This is a genomic window from Bradyrhizobium sp. HKCCYLRH2047 (assembly GCF_051168175.1).
Taxonomy (GTDB): domain Bacteria; phylum Pseudomonadota; class Alphaproteobacteria; order Rhizobiales; family Xanthobacteraceae; genus Bradyrhizobium.
Map to the genome: position 1 here is coordinate 59,936 of NZ_JBNPUM010000016.1, position 24,325 is coordinate 84,260.

General features: G+C 64.6%; 18 protein-coding genes and 1 pseudogene. 13 read left to right on the forward strand and 6 right to left on the reverse strand.

Translation table 11 applies throughout. From position 1 onward, the window contains the following. Positions 1 to 58: 58 nt before the first annotated feature. From ACQR1D_RS28590 to ACQR1D_RS28610, 5 genes are all read right to left on the reverse strand, one after another. Positions 59 to 988 carry a bifunctional helix-turn-helix transcriptional regulator/GNAT family N-acetyltransferase gene (locus ACQR1D_RS28590; RefSeq protein WP_316217310.1) on the reverse strand — a complete coding sequence of 310 codons (930 nt, stop codon included), beginning with the start codon at positions 986 to 988 and terminating at the stop codon, positions 59 to 61. A 66-nt stretch (positions 989 to 1,054) separates the two neighbouring features. Then, on the reverse strand, positions 1,055 to 1,627 hold the full coding sequence (locus tag ACQR1D_RS28595; protein ID WP_434894216.1) for a glycosyl transferase: 573 nt from the start codon (positions 1,625 to 1,627) through the stop codon (positions 1,055 to 1,057). 128 nt (positions 1,628 to 1,755) lie between these two features. Continuing rightward, positions 1,756 to 3,360 (reverse strand): PEP/pyruvate-binding domain-containing protein, encoded by a 1,605-nt coding sequence (locus ACQR1D_RS28600; RefSeq protein WP_315802822.1) that lies wholly within the window; start codon positions 3,358 to 3,360, stop codon positions 1,756 to 1,758. Positions 3,361 to 3,368: 8 nt separating this feature from the next. Further along, positions 3,369 to 5,294, reverse strand: a complete 1,926-nt coding sequence (locus ACQR1D_RS28605; protein ID WP_434894221.1) for a hypothetical protein — start codon at positions 5,292 to 5,294, stop codon at positions 3,369 to 3,371. A gap of 106 nt (positions 5,295 to 5,400) precedes the next feature. Then, complete coding sequence (locus tag ACQR1D_RS28610; RefSeq protein WP_434894215.1) at positions 5,401 to 7,818, reverse strand: phosphoketolase family protein; 2,418 nt, start codon at positions 7,816 to 7,818, stop codon at positions 5,401 to 5,403. Positions 7,819 to 8,006: 188 nt separating this feature from the next. Between ACQR1D_RS28610 and ACQR1D_RS28615 the strand changes: the two genes are divergently transcribed. The 12 genes and pseudogenes from ACQR1D_RS28615 (at position 8,007) to ACQR1D_RS28670 (ending at position 21,363) form a co-directional block, all read left to right on the forward strand. After that, positions 8,007 to 9,185, forward strand: coding sequence for a PA0069 family radical SAM protein (locus tag ACQR1D_RS28615; protein WP_315802880.1), 1,179 nt, complete (start codon positions 8,007 to 8,009; stop codon positions 9,183 to 9,185). Positions 9,186 to 9,522: 337 nt separating this feature from the next. Then, positions 9,523 to 9,723 (forward strand): hypothetical protein, encoded by a 201-nt coding sequence (locus ACQR1D_RS28620; protein ID WP_434894214.1) that lies wholly within the window; start codon positions 9,523 to 9,525, stop codon positions 9,721 to 9,723. Further along, positions 9,710 to 9,936, forward strand: a pseudogene (locus ACQR1D_RS28625) (ribonuclease HII); the annotation flags it as partial. The gene ACQR1D_RS28620 and the pseudogene ACQR1D_RS28625, both read left to right, overlap by 14 nt. A gap of 138 nt (positions 9,937 to 10,074) precedes the next feature. Further along, positions 10,075 to 11,643, forward strand: a complete 1,569-nt coding sequence (locus ACQR1D_RS28630) for an MBOAT family O-acyltransferase (RefSeq protein WP_434894213.1) — start codon at positions 10,075 to 10,077, stop codon at positions 11,641 to 11,643. Positions 11,644 to 11,696: 53 nt separating this feature from the next. After that, positions 11,697 to 12,899, forward strand: a complete 1,203-nt coding sequence (locus ACQR1D_RS28635) for a hypothetical protein (protein ID WP_316217305.1) — start codon at positions 11,697 to 11,699, stop codon at positions 12,897 to 12,899. Between the two features lie 23 nt (positions 12,900 to 12,922). Continuing rightward, positions 12,923 to 13,165 carry an acyl carrier protein gene (locus tag ACQR1D_RS28640; protein WP_042340243.1) on the forward strand — a complete coding sequence of 81 codons (243 nt, stop codon included), beginning with the start codon at positions 12,923 to 12,925 and terminating at the stop codon, positions 13,163 to 13,165. A gap of 262 nt (positions 13,166 to 13,427) precedes the next feature. Next, entirely contained in the window at positions 13,428 to 13,925 is a 498-nt protein-coding gene (locus ACQR1D_RS28645; RefSeq protein ID WP_316217304.1) for a MaoC family dehydratase, read from the forward strand. After that, the gene (locus tag ACQR1D_RS28650; protein ID WP_316217303.1) at positions 13,922 to 15,592 is read left to right on the forward strand and encodes a radical SAM protein; all 1,671 of its coding nucleotides are present in this window, start codon (positions 13,922 to 13,924) and stop codon (positions 15,590 to 15,592) included. Before ACQR1D_RS28645 ends, ACQR1D_RS28650 begins: the two co-directional genes overlap by 4 nt. Positions 15,593 to 15,810: 218 nt before the next feature. Then, complete coding sequence (locus ACQR1D_RS28655; RefSeq protein WP_316217302.1) at positions 15,811 to 17,706, forward strand: HAD-IIIC family phosphatase; 1,896 nt, start codon at positions 15,811 to 15,813, stop codon at positions 17,704 to 17,706. A 4-nt stretch (positions 17,707 to 17,710) separates the two neighbouring features. Then, entirely contained in the window at positions 17,711 to 18,739 is a 1,029-nt protein-coding gene (locus ACQR1D_RS28660; protein WP_316217301.1) for a sialate O-acetylesterase, read from the forward strand. 94 nt (positions 18,740 to 18,833) lie between these two features. After that, on the forward strand, positions 18,834 to 19,646 hold the full coding sequence (locus ACQR1D_RS28665; protein ID WP_434840446.1) for a ribonuclease HII: 813 nt from the start codon (positions 18,834 to 18,836) through the stop codon (positions 19,644 to 19,646). A 208-nt stretch (positions 19,647 to 19,854) separates the two neighbouring features. After that, entirely contained in the window at positions 19,855 to 21,363 is a 1,509-nt protein-coding gene (locus ACQR1D_RS28670) for a glycosyltransferase family 39 protein (RefSeq protein WP_434840445.1), read from the forward strand. Between the two features lie 148 nt (positions 21,364 to 21,511). On the opposite strand, the gene ACQR1D_RS28675 is transcribed toward ACQR1D_RS28670, so the two are convergent. Then, complete coding sequence (locus ACQR1D_RS28675; protein ID WP_434840448.1) at positions 21,512 to 22,330, reverse strand: uracil-DNA glycosylase; 819 nt, start codon at positions 22,328 to 22,330, stop codon at positions 21,512 to 21,514. Positions 22,331 to 22,634: 304 nt separating this feature from the next. Here ACQR1D_RS28675 and ACQR1D_RS28680 point away from each other — a divergent pair, with 304 nt between their 5' ends. Beyond that, positions 22,635 to 24,293, forward strand: coding sequence for an electron transfer flavoprotein-ubiquinone oxidoreductase (locus tag ACQR1D_RS28680; protein WP_434840444.1), 1,659 nt, complete (start codon positions 22,635 to 22,637; stop codon positions 24,291 to 24,293). Positions 24,294 to 24,325 lie beyond the last annotated feature (32 nt).

A 24,325-nucleotide genomic window follows, 5' to 3' on the forward strand; every position in this document is an offset into this window, starting at 1 on the left:
CCTGTTGTGGAGGTGATCTCGGCCTACCGGCGGTTGTTACGATCACAAGCAGCGCGGGCTACAGCTCCAGCCGCCATGTCTCGCCGGTCAGCGGGACGCCGAACATGGCGTGCGGCTCCTCGGCGATCTTGCGAAACCCGGCGCGGGCATAGATGTCGCGTGCGGCGGTGAGAATGCTCTGCGTCCACAGCTCGATCGTCCTGTAGTTCTTCTCGCGCGCGAAGCGGATGCATTGTTCGGTCAGAGCCCGGCCGACGCCGAGCCCGCGTGCCTTCTTCTCGACCAGCAGCAGCCGCAGCTTGGCGACCTCGCCGCTGCCCTTGACCAGGAAGATCGAGCCGACCGGCTCGCCCGCGAGCTCGGCGATCCAGCAGTGCTCGCGCGCCGGATCGTAGCTCCTGATGAACTGTGCGCCGATCTCGGCGACCAGCGCCTCGAACGAGACGTCCCAGCCATATTCCTCGGCGTAGACGGCGCCATGCCTTGAAACCACCCAGCCGATGTCGCCCGGACGATGGCTGCGCAGCAGGACCGGGGAGCGGCCCGGCTGCTGCGGCTCCAGGGCGGTCGCGATCGTCGTCATTGCACCGACCAGCCGGTCGCGCACGGAGGGCGCCAGCGGCGCCAGCATGGCCGCGATCTCCTTCTGCGAGCTGCGGTCGAGCTTGGCATAGGCCTGCCGTCCCTTCGCGGTCAGGCCGAGCTGCTGCTGCCTGCGGTCGGTTGGCAAAGGCGTGCGGGTGATCAGCCCCTGCTCGTCGAAGCTCTGGACGATGCGGCTGAGATAGCCGGCATCGAGGCCGAGCGAGAGACCGATCTCCTTGGCCGAGATGGCCTCGTACTGTGCGAGCTCATAGAGCACACGCGCCTCGGCCAGCGAAAACGGACTGTCGAGCAGATGCTGGTCCAGTGCGCCGAGCTTCCTGGTGTAGAAGCGGTTGAACGCGCGGATGGCGGCGACTTGGCCGTCGGCTGGGGTGGAATTCATGGGGGCGCCTCCAATATTTGCCATTGTCAACCAATTGGTTGACTTTGGCAAGTATGGTCGTGCCGCTTACACCATCACGATCCGGCTGCGCAGCATCGTCCGCGAGGACCGGCCGAGCTGACGCAGCAGCCGCGTCTCGGCGCGCTTGTGGTCGGGCTTGTATCCGCCGAGCTGCCGGTAGTGATCCCTGGCGATCAGCAGGCCCTGATCGCCGAGCGGTCCGACCAGGACCCGCGCAACCGCGCGCAGCCGGTCGCGCAGGCTGATGGCGGCATAGGGAGACCAGGCATAACGGAAGACGCCGGCGCGCGGCCGGCCAGCGGCGGCGACGCTCTGGACGAACTGCATGGTTTCGTCGATCCAGCCGGGATCGAGCATCGCGCCGGCCGGCAGAAACATCAGCCAGGGCGCACGCGCTTTCGCCGCCCCTGCCGCGAGGGCAGCGGCCTGGGAGCCCTCGAACTTCATGAAGTGGCAGCCGGCAACGTCGGCGACACGTTCGATCACGCTGGAATCGGGCGAGCGATCGACCAGCAGCACCTCGGTGACGACACCGGCCGCAGCGCCGGGCACCAGCGCCGACAGGGTGGCCACGGCGGTCTGCTCGACACCTTCGGTCGGGATGATCACGCTCAGCATGAACCTGGCATCGTTATCTGTCGCGCCTCCGGCATGATTGTTATCATCTTGTCATAGCCAAATCAGCCCGCTGCGCTGCGGAATTTTGCAGCATGCCGGTTTGGCGGCACGGGGAGGAAAAGGGAGGGTCAGGCGGACAGCCGTTTGTCGGGCTGGGTCGCACCGCTGCGCCAGGCCGCGACCTCGGCCAGCTCGGCGTCGGGTCGAGTCGCCACGATCTCCAGCCGTCCGAGATAGAGGCAGCCTCGATCGCCGTCGATGGTCACCCAGTCGCCGCTTCCGACCGGCGTTCCGGCGAGTGTCGCGCAGCCGGCTTCGACACGCACCTCGAGCGCACGACAGCCGACGATGCAGGGCCGCCCGAGTTGGCGCGCGACCAGAGCGGCGTGGGCGGTGCGTGCGCCGACCGACGTCACGATGCCGGCTGCGACGGCGAAGCCCGCGACATCGGCCGTCGAGGTATCCGGGCGCATTAGGATGACCGGCTCGCCGCTGGCGGCCAGCCGCTTGGCGCCGTCCGCGTCGAAGGCGGCGCGCCCTGTGGCGATGCCGCCGGAGGCACCGATGCCTGTTGCGACCGGGGCGCCGGCCGCGACCAGCGACGTCTCGACCAGCCGCTCCAGATCGATGTCGGCCAGCCGCTCCAGGGCCTCATGAGGCGCGATGACCCGCTCGCGAACCAAATCCACCGCAAACCTCAACGCAGCGCGCGGCGTGCGCTTGGCGGCCCGGGTCTGGAGAATCCACAAATGGCCATCTTCAACGGTGAACTCGACGTCCTGCACGTCGCCGAATGCCTGTTCGAGCTGCCGCAGCACCGCACCGAGCTCATCCCGCAGAGCGGGAAGTGCGCGCGTGATCGCATCCTCGCTGTCCGGCATGCGGCGACCGGAGACGACGTCCTCGCCCTGCGCATCGAGCACGAGGTCGATCATGGGCTGCCGCGCCCCGGTGGAGGGATCGCGCGAGAACGCGACACCCGCGCCCGAACCGAGACCGCCATTGCCGAACACCATCGTCTGCACGGTGACGGCTGTGCCGCGCAGGTCCTCCAGGTTCTGCAGCTTGCGATAGGTCTGCGCACGCTCGCTGCTCCACGAACCATAGACGGCACGCGCCGCGGCCATGAGCTGCGCTTCGGCATCCTCCAGCCAGCCATCGCTGCCGGTCTCGACCAGCGCCTGTTCGTCGGCCGCGAGCCGCGCAATGGCTTCGCTGTCCAGATCCCGGTCGTTGGCAACACCTTCGTGCGCAACCAGCTCGTCGCGCCGCGCCGCGAGCGTCCCGGCATCGAAGCCGAGCACGGTCTCGGAGAAGCTCTCGATGAAGCGCCGGCGACAGTCGAAGGCGAGGCGCGGCCGTCCGGTGCTGCGGATCAGGCCGCGCATGGCAGCCGAGGTGCAGCCGACATTGAGCACGGTGTCGAGCATGCCCGGCATGGATCGCGCAGCGCCGGAGCGGACGGATACAAGCAAGGGCCGGCGATGATCGCCGAAGACCCGGCCGGTCGTCTGTTCGAGAAACCGGATGCCCGCCCGCAGGCCGTCGCGCAGGCGCCGTTCGGCATCGGCCTGGTTCGCAATGATGTCGGCGCAGAGCTCGACGGGAAGCACGAAGGCCGGCGGCACGGGCAGTCCGAGCGTCGCCATGCGCGCCAGATTGGCGGCCTTGGCGCCGACGGTCTCGGCCGAGCATGGCTCGGTGTTCGTGCCGAAAATGCAAATGATGGACATGGCAGTTCCTAACCCGCGAGATCGATCATGATGTACTGGCGCAGCAGATGTCCGAAGCTCGCCAGGCGGTCGGTCGCACGCTCGATGGCGCGCGCCAGCTCCAGCCCGGACAGCGATGTCGCGACGTCGAAGCCCGCTGTGAACACGAGGGCGGTGATCGCGCGTTCCTGCGCATCGGCCGCGTGTTCGCTGTCCATGAGGCGCAGCACGGCGGCGAGCGCATCATCGGAATCCGCCCGCCGTCCTTCGGGCACCTCGGCAGCGGCGGCGAGGCCGCTCGCGGCCGCCTCGATCCCGCCAATGGCGACCTTGCAGAGCTCGGCCAAGGCCGCCGACAGCGTTGGCGGCATCGCAGCCGGCGCGAGCGAGGCGATGAACGCCGCCTGTTCGAGCTCGTCGACGGCCTCTTCGACCCGGTCGACCAGTTGCGCGATCAGCGGCTCGGCCTTGAGCCGCGTGATCTCCTCGCGGGCCTCGATCGCGATCCGGTCGGCCTTCTGTTCGATCCTGCTGGCGCGTGCGGCCAGCAGCTTGCGGTCGCCGGAAACACCGGACTGCAGCGCACTGAGATCGCGGTTCAGCGCGGCGGCGAGGTCGTGGGCCAGGCCGAGCTGGCGCATCACGATCGCGAGCAGCGCACCGTCGGCACGATCGAGATGCCGCACCAGATCGGCTTCGATCTGGTCGCGGACCAGCCGCACCGAGCGGCCGGCCTGCAGGCCCTCGGTCGCAGCACGCAACGCGGCCTTGAGAAATTCGACTGCAGCGGTGCGGCCCAGGGCGCGATCTAGACGTTCGCCGAAGCCGATACGATGGGGCGCAGCGTTCCGGACGGCCGCACCCAACAGTTCGTTGCCGCCGAGCTCGAGGAAGGCGCGGTGGCCGATCCGGTTGCGCGCCGCCCAGTCGAGAAGTCTGATCGCATCATCCTTGGACAGCCAGGTCCGCAGCAGTTTCCGGGCCTTGTTCCAGTCGATCAGGAACACCAGCGCGGCGCCGAGTGCCGTGAGGAAATCGTCGCGCGCTTGCGCGGTGTTGCCCTGGAATTGGCCGGTCACCAGGTAGAACGCGTTCTCGTCCGCGAGGTTCGTCCCGGTGTGACGGTCGAGACCGCTCCAGATCGCCGCGAAACCATCGAACAGGCGAACGAAGAACTTCGCGCGGGCGAGGTGAACGTCGGTGTAGTTGACCGTGACCGTCAGACCTTGGACCGCGATCACCATGACATGCGCATCGGTGGTGCCGATGTCGTTCTGGATTAGGAGGCGTTCGCCGGCGCGGGTCGCCATCGTGTCCAGGCCGGGATGGTCGAACTTGAGTGCGCGCGTCGCGTTGAGCCCACGCATGAAGGCGACGACAGCGGGCTTATCGTCAGCGGCGAGCCCGTACACATGAGCTCCGTCGAGCGTGTCCTCGGCGCAGTCGGCCGCGATGCGGTTGAGCGCCTTGTGGAGATCCATCACCAGCCGGTGCAGGCTGTCCGCTTCTTCCTGGGCGCCAGTCAGACGCGCGACGCGCGTGAAATCGATTTCGTCGCCTATCGTCAGCAGGCCCGCGCGTTGCATCGTGCCGAGCCGGCGTTCGGCAGACTGGCCCTCGGAGCTTCGTCCGGCGTTGACCGCGCGGATCATCGCGCGCGTATCGTTTTCGATATCACCGATCAGCGCGGCGAGACCGGGAGCGGCAAGGCGTCCGGTCGCGGTGCGATGCGCGCCGCCGATCAGGCTCGCGAGATCAGCCGGTGCGATGCGCGCGGCGCGGCACTCGGTCGAGAGATCGGTCGGCCGCTGTTCCGGCGCCTGAGCGTGCTGGGCGGCGGCCTGCAGCGCGCTCATGCGCACCTTGACACGGTCGTTGGCAGCGAGACCGTCGGCAATCAGTGACGGCAGCAGGATGTCGGCTTCGCCGAGCTCCTTGATGATCTGGGATTTCATGACGGCATCGATCAGGTTTCCGATGCCGTCACCGTGCCTCAGCACCGCACGCAAGTCCTTGCGTTGGATCATTCATCGAACCGTCATACAAGGTGTGCGGGCGACGTCAGTCGCCTGCCTGTGTCGGCGTGGTGTCGCCGGTGCTGTTCGGCCAGACCCAGTCGCGGATCTCGGGCATGTCCTCGCCATGCGCCCGGATGTAGCGGGCATGCTCGATCAGTGCGTCGCGGAATTTCTGCTTCACATGGGCCGCCGACACACTGAGGCCGGGCACGCGCTCGATCGCCTCGATGGCGAGGTGGAAACGGTCGAGCTCGTTGAGCACGACCATGTCGAACGGAGTCGTCGTGGTGCCTTCCTCGATGAAGCCGCGCACGTGCATGCCGGCATGGTTGGTGCGGCTGTAGGTGAGACGATGGATGAGATACGGATAGCCGTGATAGGCGAAGATCACCGGCTTGTCGGTCGTGAACAGGCTGTCGAAGTCGCGGTCGCTGAGGCCGTGCGGATGGTCCTGCTTCGGCTGCAGGGTCATGAGGTCAACGACGTTGACGACGCGGATCTTGAGGTCGGGCAATTCCTTGCGCAGCAGATCGACGGCAGCGAGCGTTTCCAAAGTCGGGACGTCTCCGGCGCAGGCCATCACCACGTCGGGCTCCTCGTCGGCGGGCTCGGTGCCGGCCCACGACCAGATGCCGATGCCGGCGTCGCAATGGATGGCCGCATCCTGCATCGACAGCCATTGCGGCGCAGGCTGCTTGCCGGCGACGATGACGTTGATGCGGTCATAGGTGCGCAGGCAGTGGTCGGCGATCCACAGCAGCGTGTTGGCGTCCGGCGGGAAGTAGATGCGGACGATGTCCGCCTTCTTGTTGGCGACGAGGTCGACGAAGCCCGGATCCTGGTGGCTGAAGCCGTTATGGTCCTGCCGCCAGACATGCGAGGTCAGGAGATAGTTCAGCGACGCGACCGGGCGCCGCCACGGCAGCTCGCGTGACACTTTCAGCCATTTGGCGTGCTGGTTGAACATCGAATCGACGATGTGGATGAACGCCTCGTAGCAGGAGAACAGGCCGTGGCGGCCGGTGAGCAGATAGCCTTCCAGCCAGCCCTGGCAGAGGTGCTCGCTCAGCACCTCCATGACGCGGCCGTCATGGGCGAGGTGGACGTCGTAGGGCTCGATGCCCTCCATCCACACCCGCTCGGTGACCTCGAACACGGCATCGAGCCGGTTCGAGGCGGTTTCGTCCGGGCCCATGATGCGGAAGTTGCGTGTCTCTGCATTCAGCGTGATCACGTCGCGCAGGAACTTGCCGAGTTCGCGCGTGGCTTCAGCGATGGTCTGTCCCGGAGAGGACACGTCGACCGCAAAATGCTGGTAGTTTGGGAGCTTGAGCTCACGCTTGAGCAAGCCGCCATTGGCGTGCGGGTTGGCGCCCATGCGCCGCGCGCCCTTCGGCGCCAGCGCCTGCAGCTCCGGCATCAGCCGGCCCTGCGCGTCGAACAATGTGTCCGGCTCGTAGCTCTTCAGCCAGGCTTCGAGCAGCGCGAGATGCTCCGGCTTGCCGCGCGGATTGGCGATCGGCACCTGGTGGGCACGCCAGAAACCTTCGACCTTGAGTCCGTCGACCTCCTTCGGGCCCGTCCAGCCCTTCGGGCTGCGCAGCACGATCATCGGCCAGCGCGGCCGTTGGATCGTTGCATCCGGCTGACGCGCATTCTGCTGGATCGAGCGGATGCTTGCGAGCGCGACATCGAGCGCGTCCGCCATCTGCCGATGCATCGCCTTGGGCTCGGCGCCTTCGACGAACAGCGGCTCATAACCGTAACCTTCGAACAGGCATTTGAGCTCGGCGTCGCCCATGCGGCCGAGCACGGTGGGATTGGCGATCTTGTAGCCGTTGAGATGCAGGATCGGCAGCACCGCGCCGTCATGGGCCGGGTTCAGGAACTTGTTCGAATGCCAGGACGCGGCGAGCGGGCCGGTCTCGGCCTCGCCGTCGCCGACCACGCAGGCCACGATCAGATCGGGATTATCGAACGCCGCGCCATAGGCGTGCACCAGCGCGTAGCCGAGCTCGCCGCCTTCATGGATCGAGCCCGGCGTTTCCGGCGCCGCATGGCTCGGAATGCCGCCAGGGAAGGAGAACTGCCGGAACAGCTTGCGCAGGCCATCGGCATCGCCCGTGATATCCGGATAGATCTCGCTGTATGTGCCTTCGAGATAGGTGTTTGCGACCATGCCCGGACCGCCATGGCCGGGACCGCAGATATAGATGACGCTGAGATCCTGGGCCTGGATGGCGCGATTGAGATGGGCGTAGATGAAATTCAGTCCGGGCGTCGTCCCCCAGTGGCCGAGCAGGCGCGGCTTGACGTGCTCCGCTTTCAGCGGCTCGCGCAGCAGCGGGTTGTCGAGCAGATAGATCTGCCCGACCGAGAGATAATTGGCCGCACGCCAGTAGCGGTCGAGCAGGTCGAGGTCATCGGCCGGGATCGTCTGGTGGGAAGACGTGATGTTCATGTAACCTCGCTTGCCGTCCGCTTCGCGCCCGCGGGAGAGTGCATTAGAGTAACGCCGCACCGTCCCGTTCCAGTGCGCTGCGAGGATAGAACGGGAATGTGATGGTTGGCCTTGCGCCGGCTCAGAACCACCACGCAGATGTTCTCTTTTGTTCTTGTAATGTTCTTTTTGTGTGCTATGTCTTGGCCATGAGCCGAGCATCTTCACATGCCCTCAAGCGCCCGCCGGTCCCGGTGCCCTCCGAGCCGGCGGGCGCGCCTTCTTTCGGTCCTGACAAGGACTTCCCGGAACTCGCGGTCGCCATCGAACGGGGCCGGCGCCGCGGCCGGGGTGCACAATCCAATGCGAGCGGCCGCTACGAGGCGGAGGCGCGCGTTGTCTTCGACGACGGCTGGCAGAGCCTCGAAGACCTGCCGCCGTTCAAGACCACGGTCGCGACCGATACCTCGCGCAAGGTCATCACCCGCAACGACTCGCCGGACATCGGTTTCGATCGCTCGATCAATCCGTATCGCGGCTGCGAGCACGGCTGTGTCTACTGCTTCGCGCGCCCGACCCATGCGTTTCTCGGGCTGTCGCCTGGCCTCGACTTCGAATCCAAGCTGTTCGTGAAGCCGGATGCGCCCGCGCTCCTGGAGAAGGAGCTCGCGGCCAGCGGCTACGAGCCGCGGATGATCGCGATCGGGACCAACACCGATCCCTACCAGCCGATCGAGCGCGAGCGGAAGATCATGCGCGGCATCCTCGAGGTGCTGGAAAAGGTTGGCCATCCCGTCGGGATCGTCACGAAGTCGGCGCTGGTGATGCGTGATGCCGACATCCTGGCGCGGATGGCCAAGAAGAACCTGGCGAAGGTCGCGATATCAGTGACCACGCTGGATCCGAAGCTGGCGCGCACCATGGAGCCGCGGGCGTCGACGCCATCGAAGCGGCTGGAGGCGCTGCAGGCGCTGTCCAAGGCTGGCATCCCGACGACGGTGATGGTGGCGCCGGTGATCCCGGCGCTCAATGACAGCGAGATCGAGCGCATCCTCGATGCCGCCGCCCATGCCGGGGTCAAGGAAGCCTCCTATGTGCTGCTGCGGCTGCCGCTGGAGGTGCGCGACCTGTTCCGCGAATGGCTGCTCGAGCATTATCCCGACCGCTACCGCCACGTCTTCACCCTGATCCGCGACATGCGCGGCGGCCGCGATTACGACTCGCAATGGGGCACGCGGATGAAGGGGACAGGCCCGATGGCCTGGATGATCGGCCGCCGCTTCGAGATCGCCTGCGAAAAGCTGGGGCTGAACAAGCGCCGGACCAAGCTGACGACCGATCATTTCGTCCGGCCAAAGGGCGGCGGGCAGCAGTTGAGTTTGTTCTAGCGTCAAGCTGCATTGAATTGCTGCCATCGACGTCCACGAAGTGTTTGCGGCCGGGGTGTTGGGGCGATAGTCATGCGGCGCCTGCCACTGGAGACTATCTGCGTCTGGCGGTTGCGGTCGAAAACGCAGGAACTTTCCAGTGGTTGGAAAGAGGGGCAAGCCGTCGAGCCGCCTGCCTCTATCAGCTCTGCGAGGTCAAGAGGCGCGGTCGCGGCTTTTGAATAGCAGGGAATTGAGGTCCGTTCGGGTTGGCCGCCGCCGGCGGTTTCGCACCATGCCGGCCATGATTCGCGATCAGTCAAAGAAGCCGGGCAGGGTGAGGGCCGCGAGCGGTGCCGTGGTGAAGAGTGACGCTGCAAAGGCCGTGACCAAGGCTGCGCCGCAGAGTGCCACAGGCAAGACCTCCGCCAAGCTCGGCAAGGGCGTCATCGCTGTGGCGCCGCCGAGCTTCCGGCGCGAGCGCGCGCTGCTGCCGCCGCCGTCATTCAAAGAAGCCGGGCAGGGTGAGGGCCGCGAGCGGTGCCGTGGTGAAGAGTGACGCTGCAAAGGCCGTGACCAAGGCTGCGCCGCAGAGTGCCACAGGCAAGACCTCCGCCAAGCTCGGCAAGGGCGTCATCGCTGTGGCGCCGCCGAGCTTCCGGCGCGAGCGCGCGCTGCTGCCGCCGCCGTCATTCTCGATCCCGCGCTTATCCCGAAGGGCCTCAACGATTCCAAGCGGTTGACCGCGGAGCACCGCCAGGCGGTGTTCGAGTTGCAGGGCGATAGGGGCGGAAGTTCGCTTCAAGTGAATTGTTCCCAAGAGCCCGAAACGAAGTTGTGTCGAGCGGGCTGGGACGCTAGGGAGGTGCCTGCCAGCTGACGAGTGTGCCCCGGGGGACATGGACACGCGATGCACAATTCTGACTACTTCACCCTGTTTATCTTGGTGTTGTCGGCAGTCTCGCTTGCCCTCAGGCTGACGAGCCGGGCCAGTGTTGAGGTCCGTCGTGGAATCGTGGCGATCGGCTCGACGATCGTTTACTATGGATTTGATCCGCACGGGTTGCCGATTTGTCTCGGTTTGGTCGCAATCAACTGGGTGCTGGGGCGTGCAATCGTGCTGTCACCACACCACAGAAAATCCACGCTTCTGATCTGTGGCTTGACGCTCGATCTCGGACTGCTTGCTGCGTACAAATATCTTGGTGCCATTATCGCCGGACTGGGCCCGACCTATTCCGTTGAACTGGGACTTGGCTTTCCGCTTGGGCTCTCCTTCATCGTCTTCCGCCTGGTGTCGCATCTCGTGGATGCACACGCCGGCGGCGAGGTCGCGCGCTCTCCGCTGGACCTATTGTGCTATGCATTGTTTTTTCCGGCGATCTTGTGCGGCCCGCTGATCCGCTACGAGGCGATGATGAGCCAGGACCGGCTCGGTCGTACGACCAGCGTTGACTGGTCCATTGGGCTGGCACTGATCGGCATCGGGATGTTCAAGAACCTGATGATCTCGCCCGCGATCGCAGCTGTGGCCGACAAGGTCTTTGTGCCTTGGCTTGCCGAGCAACCGATTCCCGTGACCGGTGCCTGGATCGGTATGATCGCCTACGGATTCCAGGTGTATTTCGACTTCTCGGGCTACAGCGACGCGGCTATCGGCGTCGCGCGTCTGCTCGGTGTGGAGTTGCCAGCCAATTTCCATTCCCCCTTCAAGGCGCGCAGCATGGTCGATTTCTGGCAGCGCTGGCACGTCTCATTGACACGCTTTCTGACGATCTACGTCTACAATACGGTCACTCTGACCATGGCGCGCAAGATCGGAGCCAAGGCCAGCGCGGTCAAGCAATTCGTCTGGCGCATCGCCTATCCGACCACGCTCGTGATGTTCCTTATGGGCATCTGGCACGGCGATCACCTGACATTTGCTATGTTCGGCCTGTATCACGGCGTTCTGCTGGTCGTGAACCACGCTTGGCGAAACTTCGGCGGACGTTATCGCAAGGCAGCGCTCGCCTCCGACTGGTGGCCTACAATAGCGCTCGGACTGACGTTCCTCGCGGTCGCGGCCGGGTGGGCAATCTTCCGTGCCAGCAATCCGGGGCGCGCGTTCGCGATGCTCGGGACATTGCTCGGGCGTTCAGAGTGGACCGGGGCCACGCTGGCGAGCAGCGCCTGGCCAAGCCATCTGGCGGACCCGCTTCTCACCACCGGCGGGGCGATGCCGATCACGGTTGCCGATATTGCCTTGCTGCTCGCGCTCTTCCTGATCGTCTGGGTGTTGCCGAACAGCAATCAAACCCTGTCGCGGTTCAATCCGGTGTTCGAAGGCGGCGGCTACCCCAAGATCGCGCCTTCGACCGAGGCGCTCAAGCTGTCCTTATCCCCGGCCTGGGCGCTCTCAGTGTCATGTCTGCTCGTCTGGTCGGTCGTCGCCTTCTTGAGCAACGATCGCGCCGCGCTGCTCTATTTCCACTTCTGACCGAGTGCACATTGGCCATGCCCGTCCGACCGATGAGCTCCGCAGGATAAGCCATGCAGTTGTCCGTCACGTCAACCACGCAGCAGCAAACGGGAGCGCGCCGAGGTCGTCGCTTCCTGGCATGGGTGGCAGGGTTTGCGCTCGTCCAAATCGCGCTGATGGAATATCTCGGCTGGACCACGCTGGAGGGACGCCCCCCCTCCGCTGCAGCCCGCCTGCAGCAGGGCAACGTGCCCGTCGTCTTCTTTCCCACTGATGCACGCAACTGGGCTGCCTTCAAACTGCAGCGGATTGCCGACGAACAGCCGGAGATCATCGCCATCGGAAATTCGCGCTGCAGTCAGCTGCGCTCAGCGATGTTCCGACCCTACAAGTTCTACAACGCCTGTCTGACGGCCTGGACGGTTTCGCAGCTGCGCGATTTTCTAAACAGGATCACCGAGGTCTCCCATCCCCGCGTCGTCATTTTCTCGATGGATTATTTCCAGCTCTCGAATTCCTACCAGACGATCGAGGCTAAGCGGGCAGGGGCGTTCCGCTACACGATCGGGGCGCACATCGGAGGGATCGGCTCCTTGATCGGTCAGGCGATGGATGCCAGCGGTCATGGGCTCGAAGCTCTGTGGGAGTGCCTTGCCGGCCGCTATCCGAGGCACCCGCGAGAGGATCTGACCATGGTCGGAGTTACCGCGGCGCGAACCGGAGCCGGCTTTCGTTGGGATGGATCGCTGATCTACCAAGTCGCGCAATATGACGGCGCCAAGCAGGTGATGCTCGATCTGAAAAATGGCTTGGTCAATGCCATTCCCGGAGCGCCCCATGCTGATGAGGGGCAACTCGCCGAGCTGGCGGGAATGGCGGCCGATGCCAAGGCCAAGGGCGTTCTGCTGGTTGGAATCCAGTTTCCGATCTATGCGCCGACCGTCGATTTTCTCGACCACGACGAGGGATACAGACCTTACGCAGGAACGTGGCGCGATTTCGAGAGCGAGGCGATGAAAAAGAGGTTCGCCGAAATGGGGATCGTCCACATCGATTTGAGCCGCGCCGTCATGTCAAAGGATCCCGAGAATTTCGTCGACACCTCTCATCCATCCGAGGCCGGCATGGTTGCCGCCTTGATTGAGGCAAGCGATACTGCCGGGTTCGCAGCGGCGCTGCCGAGGCTGGATATTCCCGGTTTGCGAGACGACCTCGGTCGCGCCAATGACTATGTCAACCACTACCATCTCTACAGATCGACTTTCGTGAAGTAATGGCCTTTGGGGCGGAGTGCAAAATGACGGCTGAGATCTACGAGCGTTTGAACAAGGTCTTCATCGAGACGTTCGGTGACGAGACCATCAAGATAACCCCCGAGATGACGGCCGATGACCTCGATGAATGGGATTCCGTCACGCACATCTCGTTGGTGCTGGCGGTCGAGGAGGAGTTCGGGCAACGCCTCAATGCCGCGGAAATCGGCAATCTCGAGAATGTCGCGGCGATGGTCGCTTTGCTCCAGAAGAAGATGGCGCGTTAGTTGCCGATGATCGGCTGGGTCATTGGCACAAGAAGCCGGAATTGGTCGGTCCATCGTTCGATTCGGGTCCCAGCCTGTGTTCCCTGTGCGACTTGGTCCAGGTGATTGAATAGGACCCGGCCAGCTCTGACTGGGCCGTCCGGGTGCCGATAGATCTGCAATCCTGAGTGGTCTGAGCAGGAACTGTTATTTTTTCTCGACCGGCTGACTTGAAAAAGCTAGTTTGTGAGCCTTAGGGGTGTGCTCGGCCTTATTCTAAACCATGCCGAGCTTCGACGCTGATGACGGGCAGGACGGGGGAATGGTTAAATTGGCCGGCGGCGCGAGCCCGGTTCTCTGCCTGAAGCCTGACGATATCTTCGTCGGCTTGACGGCGGAGATCGAACAATGCGTCGAGCGTCAGCATGTCGATCAGTTTGCAGCGCTGACCGGTGACGTATCCCCGATCCACATGGACGACGGCGCGGCCAGGGAACGCGGTTTCGAAGGGCGCGTCGTCCACGGCATGCTGATCGGGGGATTCATCTCACGGCTGTTCGGGCTCCGCCTGCCGGGCCTCGACTGCATCCTGCAATCGATCAATCTTCGGTGGATCGAGCCGTTGTACATCGGCGATACGATCCGCATCCAGGCAACGGTGGCGCAATGGTCGAGCGCAGCCGAGGTCTTCGTCGCCAACGTCGAAGTCATCCGCCCGCGCACTCAGACGATCGTCGCCAAGGGCAAGGTCCAAGCAGGGTTTACCAGGAGCCGAACATGAAGGATTGGGATTTTATACTTATCTGCCAATCTAACGTCGTCGAGTACGACGCGTTTTCGGCGCTTCCCATCGATCGGCTGGATCTGTTCCGGTCGCTGGTCTACCCGCGGATGGTTCGGCACGAGGGGAAGTTCGTCGGCCATCTCGATTTCATCAATTCGATCTCGGGCCGGCCCAACTATTTCGAGGCCGATTATCCCGGGCGCCGGCAGTCGCTGAACATATGGAACCTGCCGTCGGCCAGCGGTCTGCACGTGGCCAACTACCTGCTCTCGTTCGGTATCCGCACCAAGATCATCAACAACATCGACAGCGACTGGGATCTGTTCGAGGAGGCCTACCGCAGTTGTGGCGGTGACATCCCGGTCGGCATCTCCTCCACGTTCTTCCTGAGCTTCAAGGAGATCGGGCGCATTTGCAAGCGCCTCAAGAAGCTCGATCCCGATATGGAGATCATCGTCGGCGGCGCGTTCGCGAATTCCTACATCATCAACGGGTCGCCGGCCGATCTGGCGGAGCCGATGCGGAAATACGGCATCAAGCACATGCTGCATGCCTTCAACTCGGAATTCGATCTCCGGGATCTGCTCATGGCCCGTCGCAAGGGTGAGGGCTTCGATCAGGTCAAGAACCTCTGCAGCTACCAAGGAGGCAGCTTCACGGCCGGTCCGGTGCAATGGAATACGCCGCTGCTCGACGACTGCCCGGCCTTGTGGGATCAACTGGACGCGCCGTTCCTCAATCGCACCGTCCAGATCAGGACTGCGTCGGGGTGCCCGTTCTCCTGCGCCTTCTGTTCCTATCCGACGACGGCCGGCGGCTGGAAGACGTTGGGAGGCGACAAGGTCAGGATGCATCTCGACGCGGTCAAGCGCATCGGCGGCATCGATCGCATCATCTTCATCGACGACACCTTCAACGTGCCCCCGCACCGCTACAAGGCTCTGCTCAAGATCTTCCAGGAATATGACTTCGAATGGTTCTCGTTCCTCCGCGTGCAATATGTCGACGAGGACATCGTGCGGGCGATGAAGGATTCCGGGTGCAAAGGGGTCTATCTCGGTGTCGAATCCGCCAACGACACCGTGCTCGAAAATATGAACAAGAAGGCGCGACGCGCCGATTTCCAGCGTGGCATCGAGTTGTTGAACAAATACGACATCAACTCGCTGGCGGCCTTCGTGCTCGGCTTCCCCGGCGAGACGGACAAGACCATCCAGGACAACATGGACTTCATCGAGAACTGCGGCGTCCAGTTCTATTCGCTGAAGGAATTCTATTATATGGAGCACACCGACATCCACAACCGGCGCGAAGAGTTCGGTTTGACGGGGATGGGCGCGAATTGGAAGCACAACACGATGTCCCATGAGGACGCCGGCCGCATCAAGCTCGAGATGTTCCAGTCCATCAAGAACGCCTGCTTCGTCGATCCGGACACCAGCCTTTGGTACATGGCCTATCTCTACGACCAGGGTTACGACTTCCGCGAGATCAGGCAATTGCAGGAAGGCATCAACACCATCATGAAGAGGCAGCTTGCGGGGGACTTCGGTGACAATGACGACGTCGTTGCCTCGCTGAAGGCGCTTCACGCAAACCGGTTGCCGGGATCGGTGTTGCAGGCAAGCCGTCCGGAGCTCCTCACGAGCGCCTTCGGGGCTTAGATCGACAGCGGCGGCCGCCGCGACTTTTCGACGGCCCCCGACGGGGACGTCAAATCGAGAGCGGTGGCCCAATTCGGCGCCGAAGCAACGAGTTTACCGGCTCATGGTTTTTCGGACTTTCGCGATTTCCGAGGTTCGCACATGAGCGGTGTGGCTGGAGCTTGCCGACTTCGGGGCGTGGGGAATTGTACTGACTATTTGCGATGAGCCGATCCGACATGAACAGCACGCGTTCGAACGACCGTTTTGCCAGCTTCGCTGCGCAGGCGCGGCGGGGAGAGATCCAGGATGCCTTCGCGACGCTGCGAAGCGCGATCGACCCGAATGACAGCTTCGTCACCTTGCGCAAATACCTCAAGGTGTTCGATACGATGGACCGGGACGCGCTCGGCCTGAAGCCGATCCGGATCGCGATTCTGTCGAGTGCCACGGTCGATCACGTCTCCGAAATGGTTCGCTTGTGGTTGGCCTGCGAAGGCTTTGCCGCGCAGTTCTACATCGCGCCCTTCGACACCGTCGTTTCGACCATCCTCGACAAGGATGGGGACCTGTACGCGTTTCAGCCTGAGATCGTGTGGATCTTCACGACCGGACGAGACCTGCGGATCGACATGCCGCCCGGAAGCGCGGTCGACGTCGTCGATGAAGCCGTGGCCGCCGAGGTCGACATGGCGGAAGGCTTGTGGGCGGAGCTGCGCAAGAACTGCCCAGCCCTCGTCATCCAGAACAATGCTGATACGCCCTCCATCGACGTCCTCGGCAATTTCGAGGGCTCTGTCGGCTGGAGCCGGCGCTCGGTCATCCGCAAATTCAACAGCCGGCTCGCCGACCGAGCCTCAGGCGGCGTGGTGATTTTCGACTATGATCACCTGTCGGCGCTCTATGGACAGTCACGCTGGTTCGAATATCGCCACTGGCATCATTCCAAGCAGCCAATGACGTTCGATGCCATGGGGCTGGTCGGCTTTACGTTCGCGCGGCTGGTCGCGGCGATCAAGGGCCAGGCCAAGAAATGCGTCGTGCTCGACCTCGACAACACCCTGTGGGGCGGGGTCATCGGCGATGATGGGCTGGCGGGGATCAAGCTCGGCAACGGCGCCACCGGCGAGGCATTCAGCCAGATCCAGGACTACTTCAAAAGCCTGAAGCAGCGCGGTGTCATCCTCGCCGTCTGCAGCAAGAACGAGGCGGCCAATGCCAGGGAGCCGTTCGAGCAACATCCGGATATGCGCCTGAAGCTCGATGACATCGCCGAGTTCGTGGCCAATTGGAACAACAAGGCCGACAACATACGCACGATCGCCGAGAACCTGAACATCGGGCTCGATTCGATGGTGTTCATCGACGACAATCCCGTCGAACGCGACGTGGTGCGCCAGTACTTGCCGATGGTCGCCGTTCCCGAGCTGTCCGACGATCCCGCGGAATATGTCGGGCTCGTGCATCGCCTGCGCTATTTCGAGACGGCCGCCTATTCGCAGGAAGATGCCGTTCGTACGGAGTACTACCGCGCCAATGCGCAGCGCCGCGAGCTGCAGGGGTCTTTCGCCGACCAGGCTCAGTTCCAGGAAAGCCTGTTGATGGAGGCCGAAATCGGCTGCGCCGACGGGATGTATCTCGCCCGCTCGGCACAATTGATCAACAAGAGCAACCAGTTTCATCTGACTGGCACGCGCTACAGCGAAGCCGAGGTAAGTGCGTTTCAGCGCGATGAGAACTGGATCTGCCGCCATTTCATTCTGCGTGACCGCTTTGGCGACAACGGCCTGATCTCGGTGGTCCTGATGCGGCAGGATGGTCCGGCACTCGTCGTCGATACATGGGTGATGAGCTGTCGCGTGCTTGGCAGGGCGATGGAGGAGTTCATCGCCAACGAGATCGCGCGCGTCGCGCTCGATCGCGGTTGCGAGGTCATCCGGGGCCGCTACGTGCCGAGCAAGAAGAACAAGCTGGTGGCTCAGCTCTACCAGCGTCTCCGTTTCGAGAAGGTCGGCGAGGTCGACGGCGTCACCGATTGGATCCGTCCAGTGAATCCGCCGGTGTTGCTGGACACTAAGATCAAGCTGGTCGGGAGCGAGCCGGCCCCTCGCGACGAGACGGTCGACGCGGCCTGAGAAAATGGCACCGTTCGACCGATATGATGTCGTCAGGTCGTCGATCGTGCTCGTTGGTTTGCTGGTCGTGTGGATCGGTGCGCGCGCGGTGACGAGTGAAACCACTCTGCGCGATCTCCGCGACATTTCCGCTGCTCTGGCCGACGTCCGGGCTCAGCAGGCGCGCTTGGCGCAGGCGTCGGATCAGCAGCAGGCGCTGCTGCTGAAGCTCGAGGCCCTGCAGAGCGACCAATTGCTGTCCGACATGCGGACGCCCGCCTACAGCGCTGAAGGAGCCGCACTCTTCGCCAAGGCCCTGAAGGTCGATTGTCGGACCTTTGCCCGGACGCGTTCTGCGGTCATTCTCATCCTTGGCCAGAGCAATGGCGGCAACTATGGCGAAGGGCGCTCGCCCAATCGTCATGATGCTGATCTGGCCAACTACTTCAGCCAGCAATGTGCGGTTGCCGCCGAGCCGCTGATGGGATCCGACGGCAACGGCGGCAGTCCCTGGATCGCGCTGGCCAATACAATGCTCCAAGCCAAGGTTTTTGACCGAGTGTTATTGGTGCCGGTCACCCTCGGTGGCAGCGGCATGACCCGATGGAGCGCGGGCGGCGATCTCTACATGCTGGCCGAGAGCACGCTGCGACGCCTTGCCCGGTCTGGGATCCCACCAACTCATGTGTTCTGGGTTCAGGGCGAGGCGGAACGTTTCGACGATAGCCGGTACCGTCGCAACGGGGGCGCGGATTATTTCGACGGCCTTCAGGCCATCGTGAATCTGGTGCGGCGATATTCGCAGGCCAAGGTCTTCGTGTCGCCGACCTCGTCATGCCGGGGTGAGCAACGAGGGCCTGCGCCGGAGATTCGCTGGGCGCAGACCGAGATCGTCAAAGAGAATTCGGGAGTCGTGTTCAGCGGACCCGATCTCGACGCGATTGACCTGCCCGAGCAGCGAACCGATACCTGCCATCTATCGCAGGCGGGCATGAAGGCGTTCGTGTCGGGATGGCATGCGGCGATCCAGGCGGCAGAGCCTGCCGCCAGATAGCTGCGGATACAATCTCCGCCCCGACGGGCGGAATGCCGGGGACGGCCGCCGGTTCCCGGTTGCGCTCATGCATCGGCTTCAGCAGCATGCGGACATGATTCGCGATAAGGCCAAGAAATCAGCCAAGGCTCTGAACGCCGCGAAGGGCGCTGCTAAGGGCTCGCCCAAAACAGGTGGTGCGGCCGCCAAGCTCGGCAAGGGCGTCATCGCGGTGGCGCCGCCGAGCTTCCGGCGGGAGCGTGCGCTGCTGAAGCAGGGGATCTGGCCGGTCGCGGGCTGCGACGAGGCGGGACGCGGGCCGCTGGCTGGTCCGGTGGTCGCTGCTGCCGTGATTCTCGATCCCGCGCGCATTCCGAAGGGGCTCGATGATTCCAAGCGGCTGAGCGCGGAGCAGCGCGAGGCGCTGTTCGACAAGATCTGCAAGACGTCTGCGTTTGCGGTGGCCGTCGCCTCGCCGGCCCGAATCGACCGCGACAATATCCTGCGTGCCTCGCTGTGGGCGCTGTCTCGCGCCGTGAGGGCGCTGCCCGAGGCGCCGAAGCACGTGTTCGTCGACGGTCGCGACCGCATCGACGTCGATTGCGCGTGCGAGGCGGTGATCGGCGGCGATGGTCTGGTGATGTCGATTGCGGCCGCCTCGATCGTCGCCAAGGTCACGCGCGACCGGCTGATGTGCGCGCTGGCGCAGGATTGCCCCGGTTACGGATTCGAGCAGCACAAGGGGTATGCTGTGCCGGAACACCTCGCCGCATTGGACCGGCTCGGCCCCTCGGTACATCATCGCAGCCTGTTTGCGCCGGTCGTCGCCGCCCGGCGCAAGCATCAGCCCTGGACCGAGGTGCCGGAGCCCGACCTTTTCGCAGAGGTGACCGTGGTCACGTCCACCGAAATCTCGCTCGGGGCCTGATGCTGGTTGCCTCGATCGCGCCGCGGTCTTAAAGCTTGAGATAGCGAACCGGCACGAAGTGTCACTCCTCGCAGCGGGGGCGGTCTTGTGCGCCCCGATCATGCGGTATCGATTGCGGGCGTCGGACAGCGAGGCTGCTGCGGATGAGCGACGGTCCTGCCGGCCTCCTCGACGTCGTCAGCGATTCAGCCAAGCGATCCAGCCGTTCATGCGTTTCACGTCCCTGGTTGTCGAACTGATCCGCGCAAGGCCGCGGCTGGTCGTCGTCATCGTGGTGCTGTGCCAGGCCCTGATGTGGCTCGGCGTGGCCATGCTGTTCTATCGCAGCTCGCCCGGCCAGCTTGCCACCACCATCGCATTCGGAGGCGAGTACCAGGTCGGCACCGATCTCGGCCCGCCACTGTCGTTCTGGCTGTCGGACATCGCCTATCGCCTCGCCGGCAATCATCTACTCGGCGTCTACGTGCTGGCCGTGCTGTGCTCGGCGCTCAGCCTGTGGGTGATGTATCTCCTCGCGGCGGCGATCGTCGGCGGCCAGCAGGCGGTGCTCGCCGTGCTGCTGACCATGACCATCACCGCGTTCGGTGCGCCCACGCTGGAATTCGGTCCGGAGGTGCTGGCGCGTCCGCTCTGGGCGCTGCTGCTGCTCCATAGCTGGCGGATTCTCGGCGAGGGCCGGCGCAACGCCTGGTTTGCCTGGTCGATCGAGGCCGGCCTGCTGCTGCTGACCACGCCGGCCGCCGCCGGCCTGCTGCTGCTGATCGCGGGCTTCGTGGTCTCGACCGCGCAGGGCCGCCGCGTGCTGCGCTCGTTCGATCCGCTGTTCGCGCTGCTTGTGGTGGTGGCGCTGGCACTGCCTTATCTCATTTTCGTGCTGCGTTCCGACAGCGTCGGCCTACCGGCGCTGCCCGTTCTCGCCGAGCTTTCGGTGCGCGCCTGGCATTGGCTCGCGCTGGCGGGGGGACTGCTGCTGGCGATCTCGGCCGTGCTGTTGCTGGTGCTGCTCGACGCCGGCTGGATCGATCGCGGCGAGACCGATGCGCCGATCATCTATCGCCGCTCGGTGCCGCCACTCGCGCGCGACTTCGTCTATTGCTTCGCGATTGCACCAGCGCTGGCGGGCAGTCTGATCTCCGCTCTGTTCGGCCTCCCGACCGTGTACGGCGGCACTGCCGTGACCCTGACCATGGTCGGCCTTGCCCTGGTGGTCGCGTCGGGCGATCTGATCTATCTGCGGCGGCAGCGGCTGCTGCGCCTGGTCTGGGCGGTTGCGGTCGCCGCGCCCGCCATCCTCGCGGCGGGCAGCGCTGTGGTGCTGCCGTTGCTCGGCGACCGCGAGGTCGCGACGGCGATGCCGGCCCGCGACATCTCCCGTTTCTTCGTCGAGAGTTTCGAGCGCCGTACCAACCAGCGGCTGCAGGCGGTCGCCGGCGATCCGCAACTCGCCAGCCTGGTCGCGCTCGGCCGCCGCCGCGCGCATCTGTTCCTCGATGCCACCCCGCAGCGGACACCCTGGGTCACGCCGGCCAAATTCGCCGAGAGCGGCGGCGTCGTGGTGTGGCGCGCCTCCGACACGGTCGGCACCCCCCCGCCGGAGATCGCCCAGCGCTTTCCCGGGCTGGTGCCGGAGGTGCCGCGCAGCTTCGACTGGCTGATCAACGGCCGCCAGCCGGTGCTGCGCATCGGCTGGGCGATCGTGCGACCGAAAGGGCCGTAGCGCTTCGCCGCGCTCTCCGTCATTGCGAGGAGCGCAGCGACGAAGCAATCCAGAGTCGTGGGCGGGACTCTGGATTGCGTCTGCCTACGCCCAAGAAGGCTTCGGCGGACAAGGCGCTTCGCTCGCAATGACGTGGAGAGACTGGCGCTCAGACCGCCAGCATCGTCGCGATCGCGCGCAGGTCCTGCCAGGACAGCCGCTTGTAGGATGGCGAGCGCAGCAGATAGGCCGGGTGGAAGGTCGCGATCGCGCGGATGGTGCGCTTGCCGGTGTCGTAGTCGCGCCATTTGCCGCGGGTGCGCATGATGCCCTCGGTGGTGCCGAGCAGCGCCTGGGTCGAGGGGTTGCCGAGCGTCACCAGCACATCGGGATCGACCAGCTCGATCTGGCGACGGATGAACGGCAGGCAGATCTGCGTCTCCTGCGGCGTCGGCGTACGGTTGCCGGGCGGGCGCCAGGGAATGACGTTGGCGATGTAGACCTTGCTGCGGTCGAGCCCGATGGCGGCGATCATGCGGTCGAGCAGCTTGCCGGAGCGGCCGACGAACGGCAGCCCTTCGATGTCCTCGTCGCGGCCGGGCGCCTCGCCGACCAGCATGATGCGCGCCTGCGGATTGCCGTCGGCGAACACCAGCCGCGACGCCGTCTGCTTCAGCGCGCAGCCGTCGAAACTCTCCAGCAGCGCGCGCAGCGCCTCCAGGGTCGGCGCTGTCCGCGCCGCCTCGCGGGCCGAGGCGACGGCCGCTTCCGGCGGAGGCGGGGGTTCGCCGCGCGGCGGAATGATCGCCGGCGCCGACAGCCGGCCAGCCTGCGGCGCCGCCGCCTGACGGGCGGCAGGAGCGGCAGCAGCCGCGGCCTCAGGCTCCACCAGCCTGTTGATCGGCTCGTCGGCGAGCGCGCAATCGACTCCCGCCTCCAGATAGAAGGCGAGCAATTGGCGGACGTCGGGGAGGGGCTCGGGGGTCATCATGATCGATCGTCGCCATAGTGTACGCCGCCTCGGCGCATGGCGGAATGCATTTCGGTGGTTGTCCTGCCCCGAAAAATCGGAAACAAGAGCTTGGAATAACCCAAAAAAGGGACGGAACGCCCTAGTGTTCCGGCGCCAGCCTTCGCTCCCCTCGGGACCTGCCCATCAGCGAACCGCCGGCGCCTCCAGGAACCCTAGTTAAGTCATTGTTGCTGTTGCAGCTCCGGGTTTGACCTTTGCACGCGCCAGGGGGATGCAAAGGCCAGATCCACTGCACCGGCCGGGCCTGAGATTGAGAGACATGAGCACCGAAGAGTTACCTCCGCGCGAATCCATGGAGTTCGACGTTGTCATCGTCGGCGCCGGCCCGTCGGGCCTGACTGCCGCGATCCGGCTGAAGCAGCTCAATGCCGACCTCAACATCGTCGTGGTCGAGAAGGGCTCCGAGGTCGGCGCGCACATCCTGTCCGGTGCGGTGATCGATCCGGCTGCGCTCGACAAGCTCATTCCCGATTGGCGCTCGGACGATGATTGCCCGCTGAAGACCCAGGTCAAGGTCGACAAGTTCTTCTGGATGACCGAAAGCAGCGCGATCCCGCTGCCGGGCTTCGCGATGCCGCCCTTGATGGACAACCATCATTGCTACGTCGGCTCGCTCGGCAATGTCTGCCGCTGGCTGTCGCGCAAGGCCGAGGCGCTCGGCGTCGAGATCTATCCGGGCTTCGCGGCCACCGAGGTGCTGTATGACGAGCAGGGCGCGGTGCGCGGCATCGCCACCGGCGACATGGGCATCGGCAAGGACGGCAAGCCGAAAGCCTCGTTCACCCGCGGGATGGAGCTGCTCGGCAAGTACACGCTGTTCGCCGAGGGCGCGCGCGGCAGCCTGTCCAAGCAGCTGATCGCCAAGTTCGCGCTGGACGCCAAGAGCGAGCCGGCGAAATTCGGCATCGGTCTCAAGGAAGTCTGGCAGATCGATCCGGCCAAGCATCAGAAGGGCCTGATCCAGCATTCGTTCGGCTGGCCGCTCGACATGAAGACCGGCGGCGGCTCGTTCCTGTATCACTATGACGACAACCTCGTCGCGGTCGGCTTCGTCGTCCACCTGAACTACGACGATCCCTATCTGTCGCCGTTCGAGGAATTCCAGCGCTTCAAGACCCATCCCTCGATCCGCGGCGTGTTCGAGGGCGGCAAGCGGCTTGCCTACGGGGCGCGCGCGATCACCGAGGGCGGCTATCAGTCGGTGCCGCGGCTGTCGTTCGCCGGCGGCGCGCTGATCGGCTGCGCGGCGGGCTTCGTCAACGTGCCGCGCATCAAGGGCGTGCACAATGCGATGGGCAGCGCGATGCTCGCGGCCGAGCACGTCAATGCCGCGCTCGCATCCGGCCGCGCCAATGACGAGCTGGTGAGTTACGAGAACGCCTGGCGCGGCTCGCCGGTGGGTGAGGACCTGTTCAAGGTGCGCAACGTCAAGCCGCTGTGGTCGAAGTTCGGGACCGTGCTCGGCGTCGTCCTCGGCGGCTTCGACATGTGGTGCAACACGCTCGGCTTCTCGCTGTTCGGCACCCAGTCGCACGCCAAGCCCGATCGCGCCACGCTCGATCCCGCCAAGGCGCATGAGCCGAAGCCTGCGATGAAGCCGGACGGCAAGCTGACCTTCGACCGGCTGTCCTCGGTGTTCCTGTCGAACACCAATCACGAGGAAGACCAGCCGGTGCATCTGAAGGTCGCCGACATCGCGCTGCAGAAAAGCTCCGAGCACGACGTCTATGCCGGGCCGTCCAACCGCTATTGCCCGGCGGGCGTGTACGAATGGGTCGAGGAGGGCACGAGCCCGCGCTTCGTGATCAACGCGCAGAACTGCGTCCACTGCAAGACCTGCGACGTCAAGGATCCCAACGGCAACATCACCTGGGTTCCTCCGGAAGGCGGCGGCGGGCCGAACTACGAGGCGATGTAGCCTCCGCATGCGCACGATTGCGTGAGTCGGCT

Bases quoted from the DNA above. Each gene is read 5' to 3' on its own strand.
- ACQR1D_RS28635 (WP_316217305.1), top strand. From the start codon at position 11,697: ATGCAGTTGTCCGTCACGTCAACCACGCAGCAGCAAACGGGAGCGCGC.
- ACQR1D_RS28615 (WP_315802880.1), top strand. From the start codon at position 8,007: ATGAGCCGAGCATCTTCACATGCCCTCAAGCGCCCGCCGGTCCCGGTG.
- ACQR1D_RS28655 (WP_316217302.1), top strand. From the start codon at position 15,811: ATGAACAGCACGCGTTCGAACGACCGTTTTGCCAGCTTCGCTGCGCAG.
- ACQR1D_RS28660 (WP_316217301.1), top strand. From the start codon at position 17,711: ATGGCACCGTTCGACCGATATGATGTCGTCAGGTCGTCGATCGTGCTC.
- ACQR1D_RS28680 (WP_434840444.1), top strand. From the start codon at position 22,635: ATGAGCACCGAAGAGTTACCTCCGCGCGAATCCATGGAGTTCGACGTT.
- ACQR1D_RS28605 (WP_434894221.1), bottom strand. From the start codon at position 5,294: ATGAAATCCCAGATCATCAAGGAGCTCGGCGAAGCCGACATCCTGCTG.
- ACQR1D_RS28675 (WP_434840448.1), bottom strand. From the start codon at position 22,330: ATGACCCCCGAGCCCCTCCCCGACGTCCGCCAATTGCTCGCCTTCTAT.
- ACQR1D_RS28665 (WP_434840446.1), top strand. From the start codon at position 18,834: ATGATTCGCGATAAGGCCAAGAAATCAGCCAAGGCTCTGAACGCCGCG.
- ACQR1D_RS28600 (WP_315802822.1), bottom strand. From the start codon at position 3,360: ATGTCCATCATTTGCATTTTCGGCACGAACACCGAGCCATGCTCGGCC.
- ACQR1D_RS28595 (WP_434894216.1), bottom strand. From the start codon at position 1,627: ATGCTGAGCGTGATCATCCCGACCGAAGGTGTCGAGCAGACCGCCGTG.
- ACQR1D_RS28610 (WP_434894215.1), bottom strand. From the start codon at position 7,818: ATGAACATCACGTCTTCCCACCAGACGATCCCGGCCGATGACCTCGAC.
- ACQR1D_RS28640 (WP_042340243.1), top strand. From the start codon at position 12,923: ATGACGGCTGAGATCTACGAGCGTTTGAACAAGGTCTTCATCGAGACG.
- ACQR1D_RS28670 (WP_434840445.1), top strand. From the start codon at position 19,855: ATGCGTTTCACGTCCCTGGTTGTCGAACTGATCCGCGCAAGGCCGCGG.
- ACQR1D_RS28630 (WP_434894213.1), top strand. From the start codon at position 10,075: ATGCACAATTCTGACTACTTCACCCTGTTTATCTTGGTGTTGTCGGCA.
- ACQR1D_RS28645 (WP_316217304.1), top strand. From the start codon at position 13,428: ATGCCGAGCTTCGACGCTGATGACGGGCAGGACGGGGGAATGGTTAAA.
- ACQR1D_RS28650 (WP_316217303.1), top strand. From the start codon at position 13,922: ATGAAGGATTGGGATTTTATACTTATCTGCCAATCTAACGTCGTCGAG.
- ACQR1D_RS28590 (WP_316217310.1), bottom strand. From the start codon at position 988: ATGAATTCCACCCCAGCCGACGGCCAAGTCGCCGCCATCCGCGCGTTC.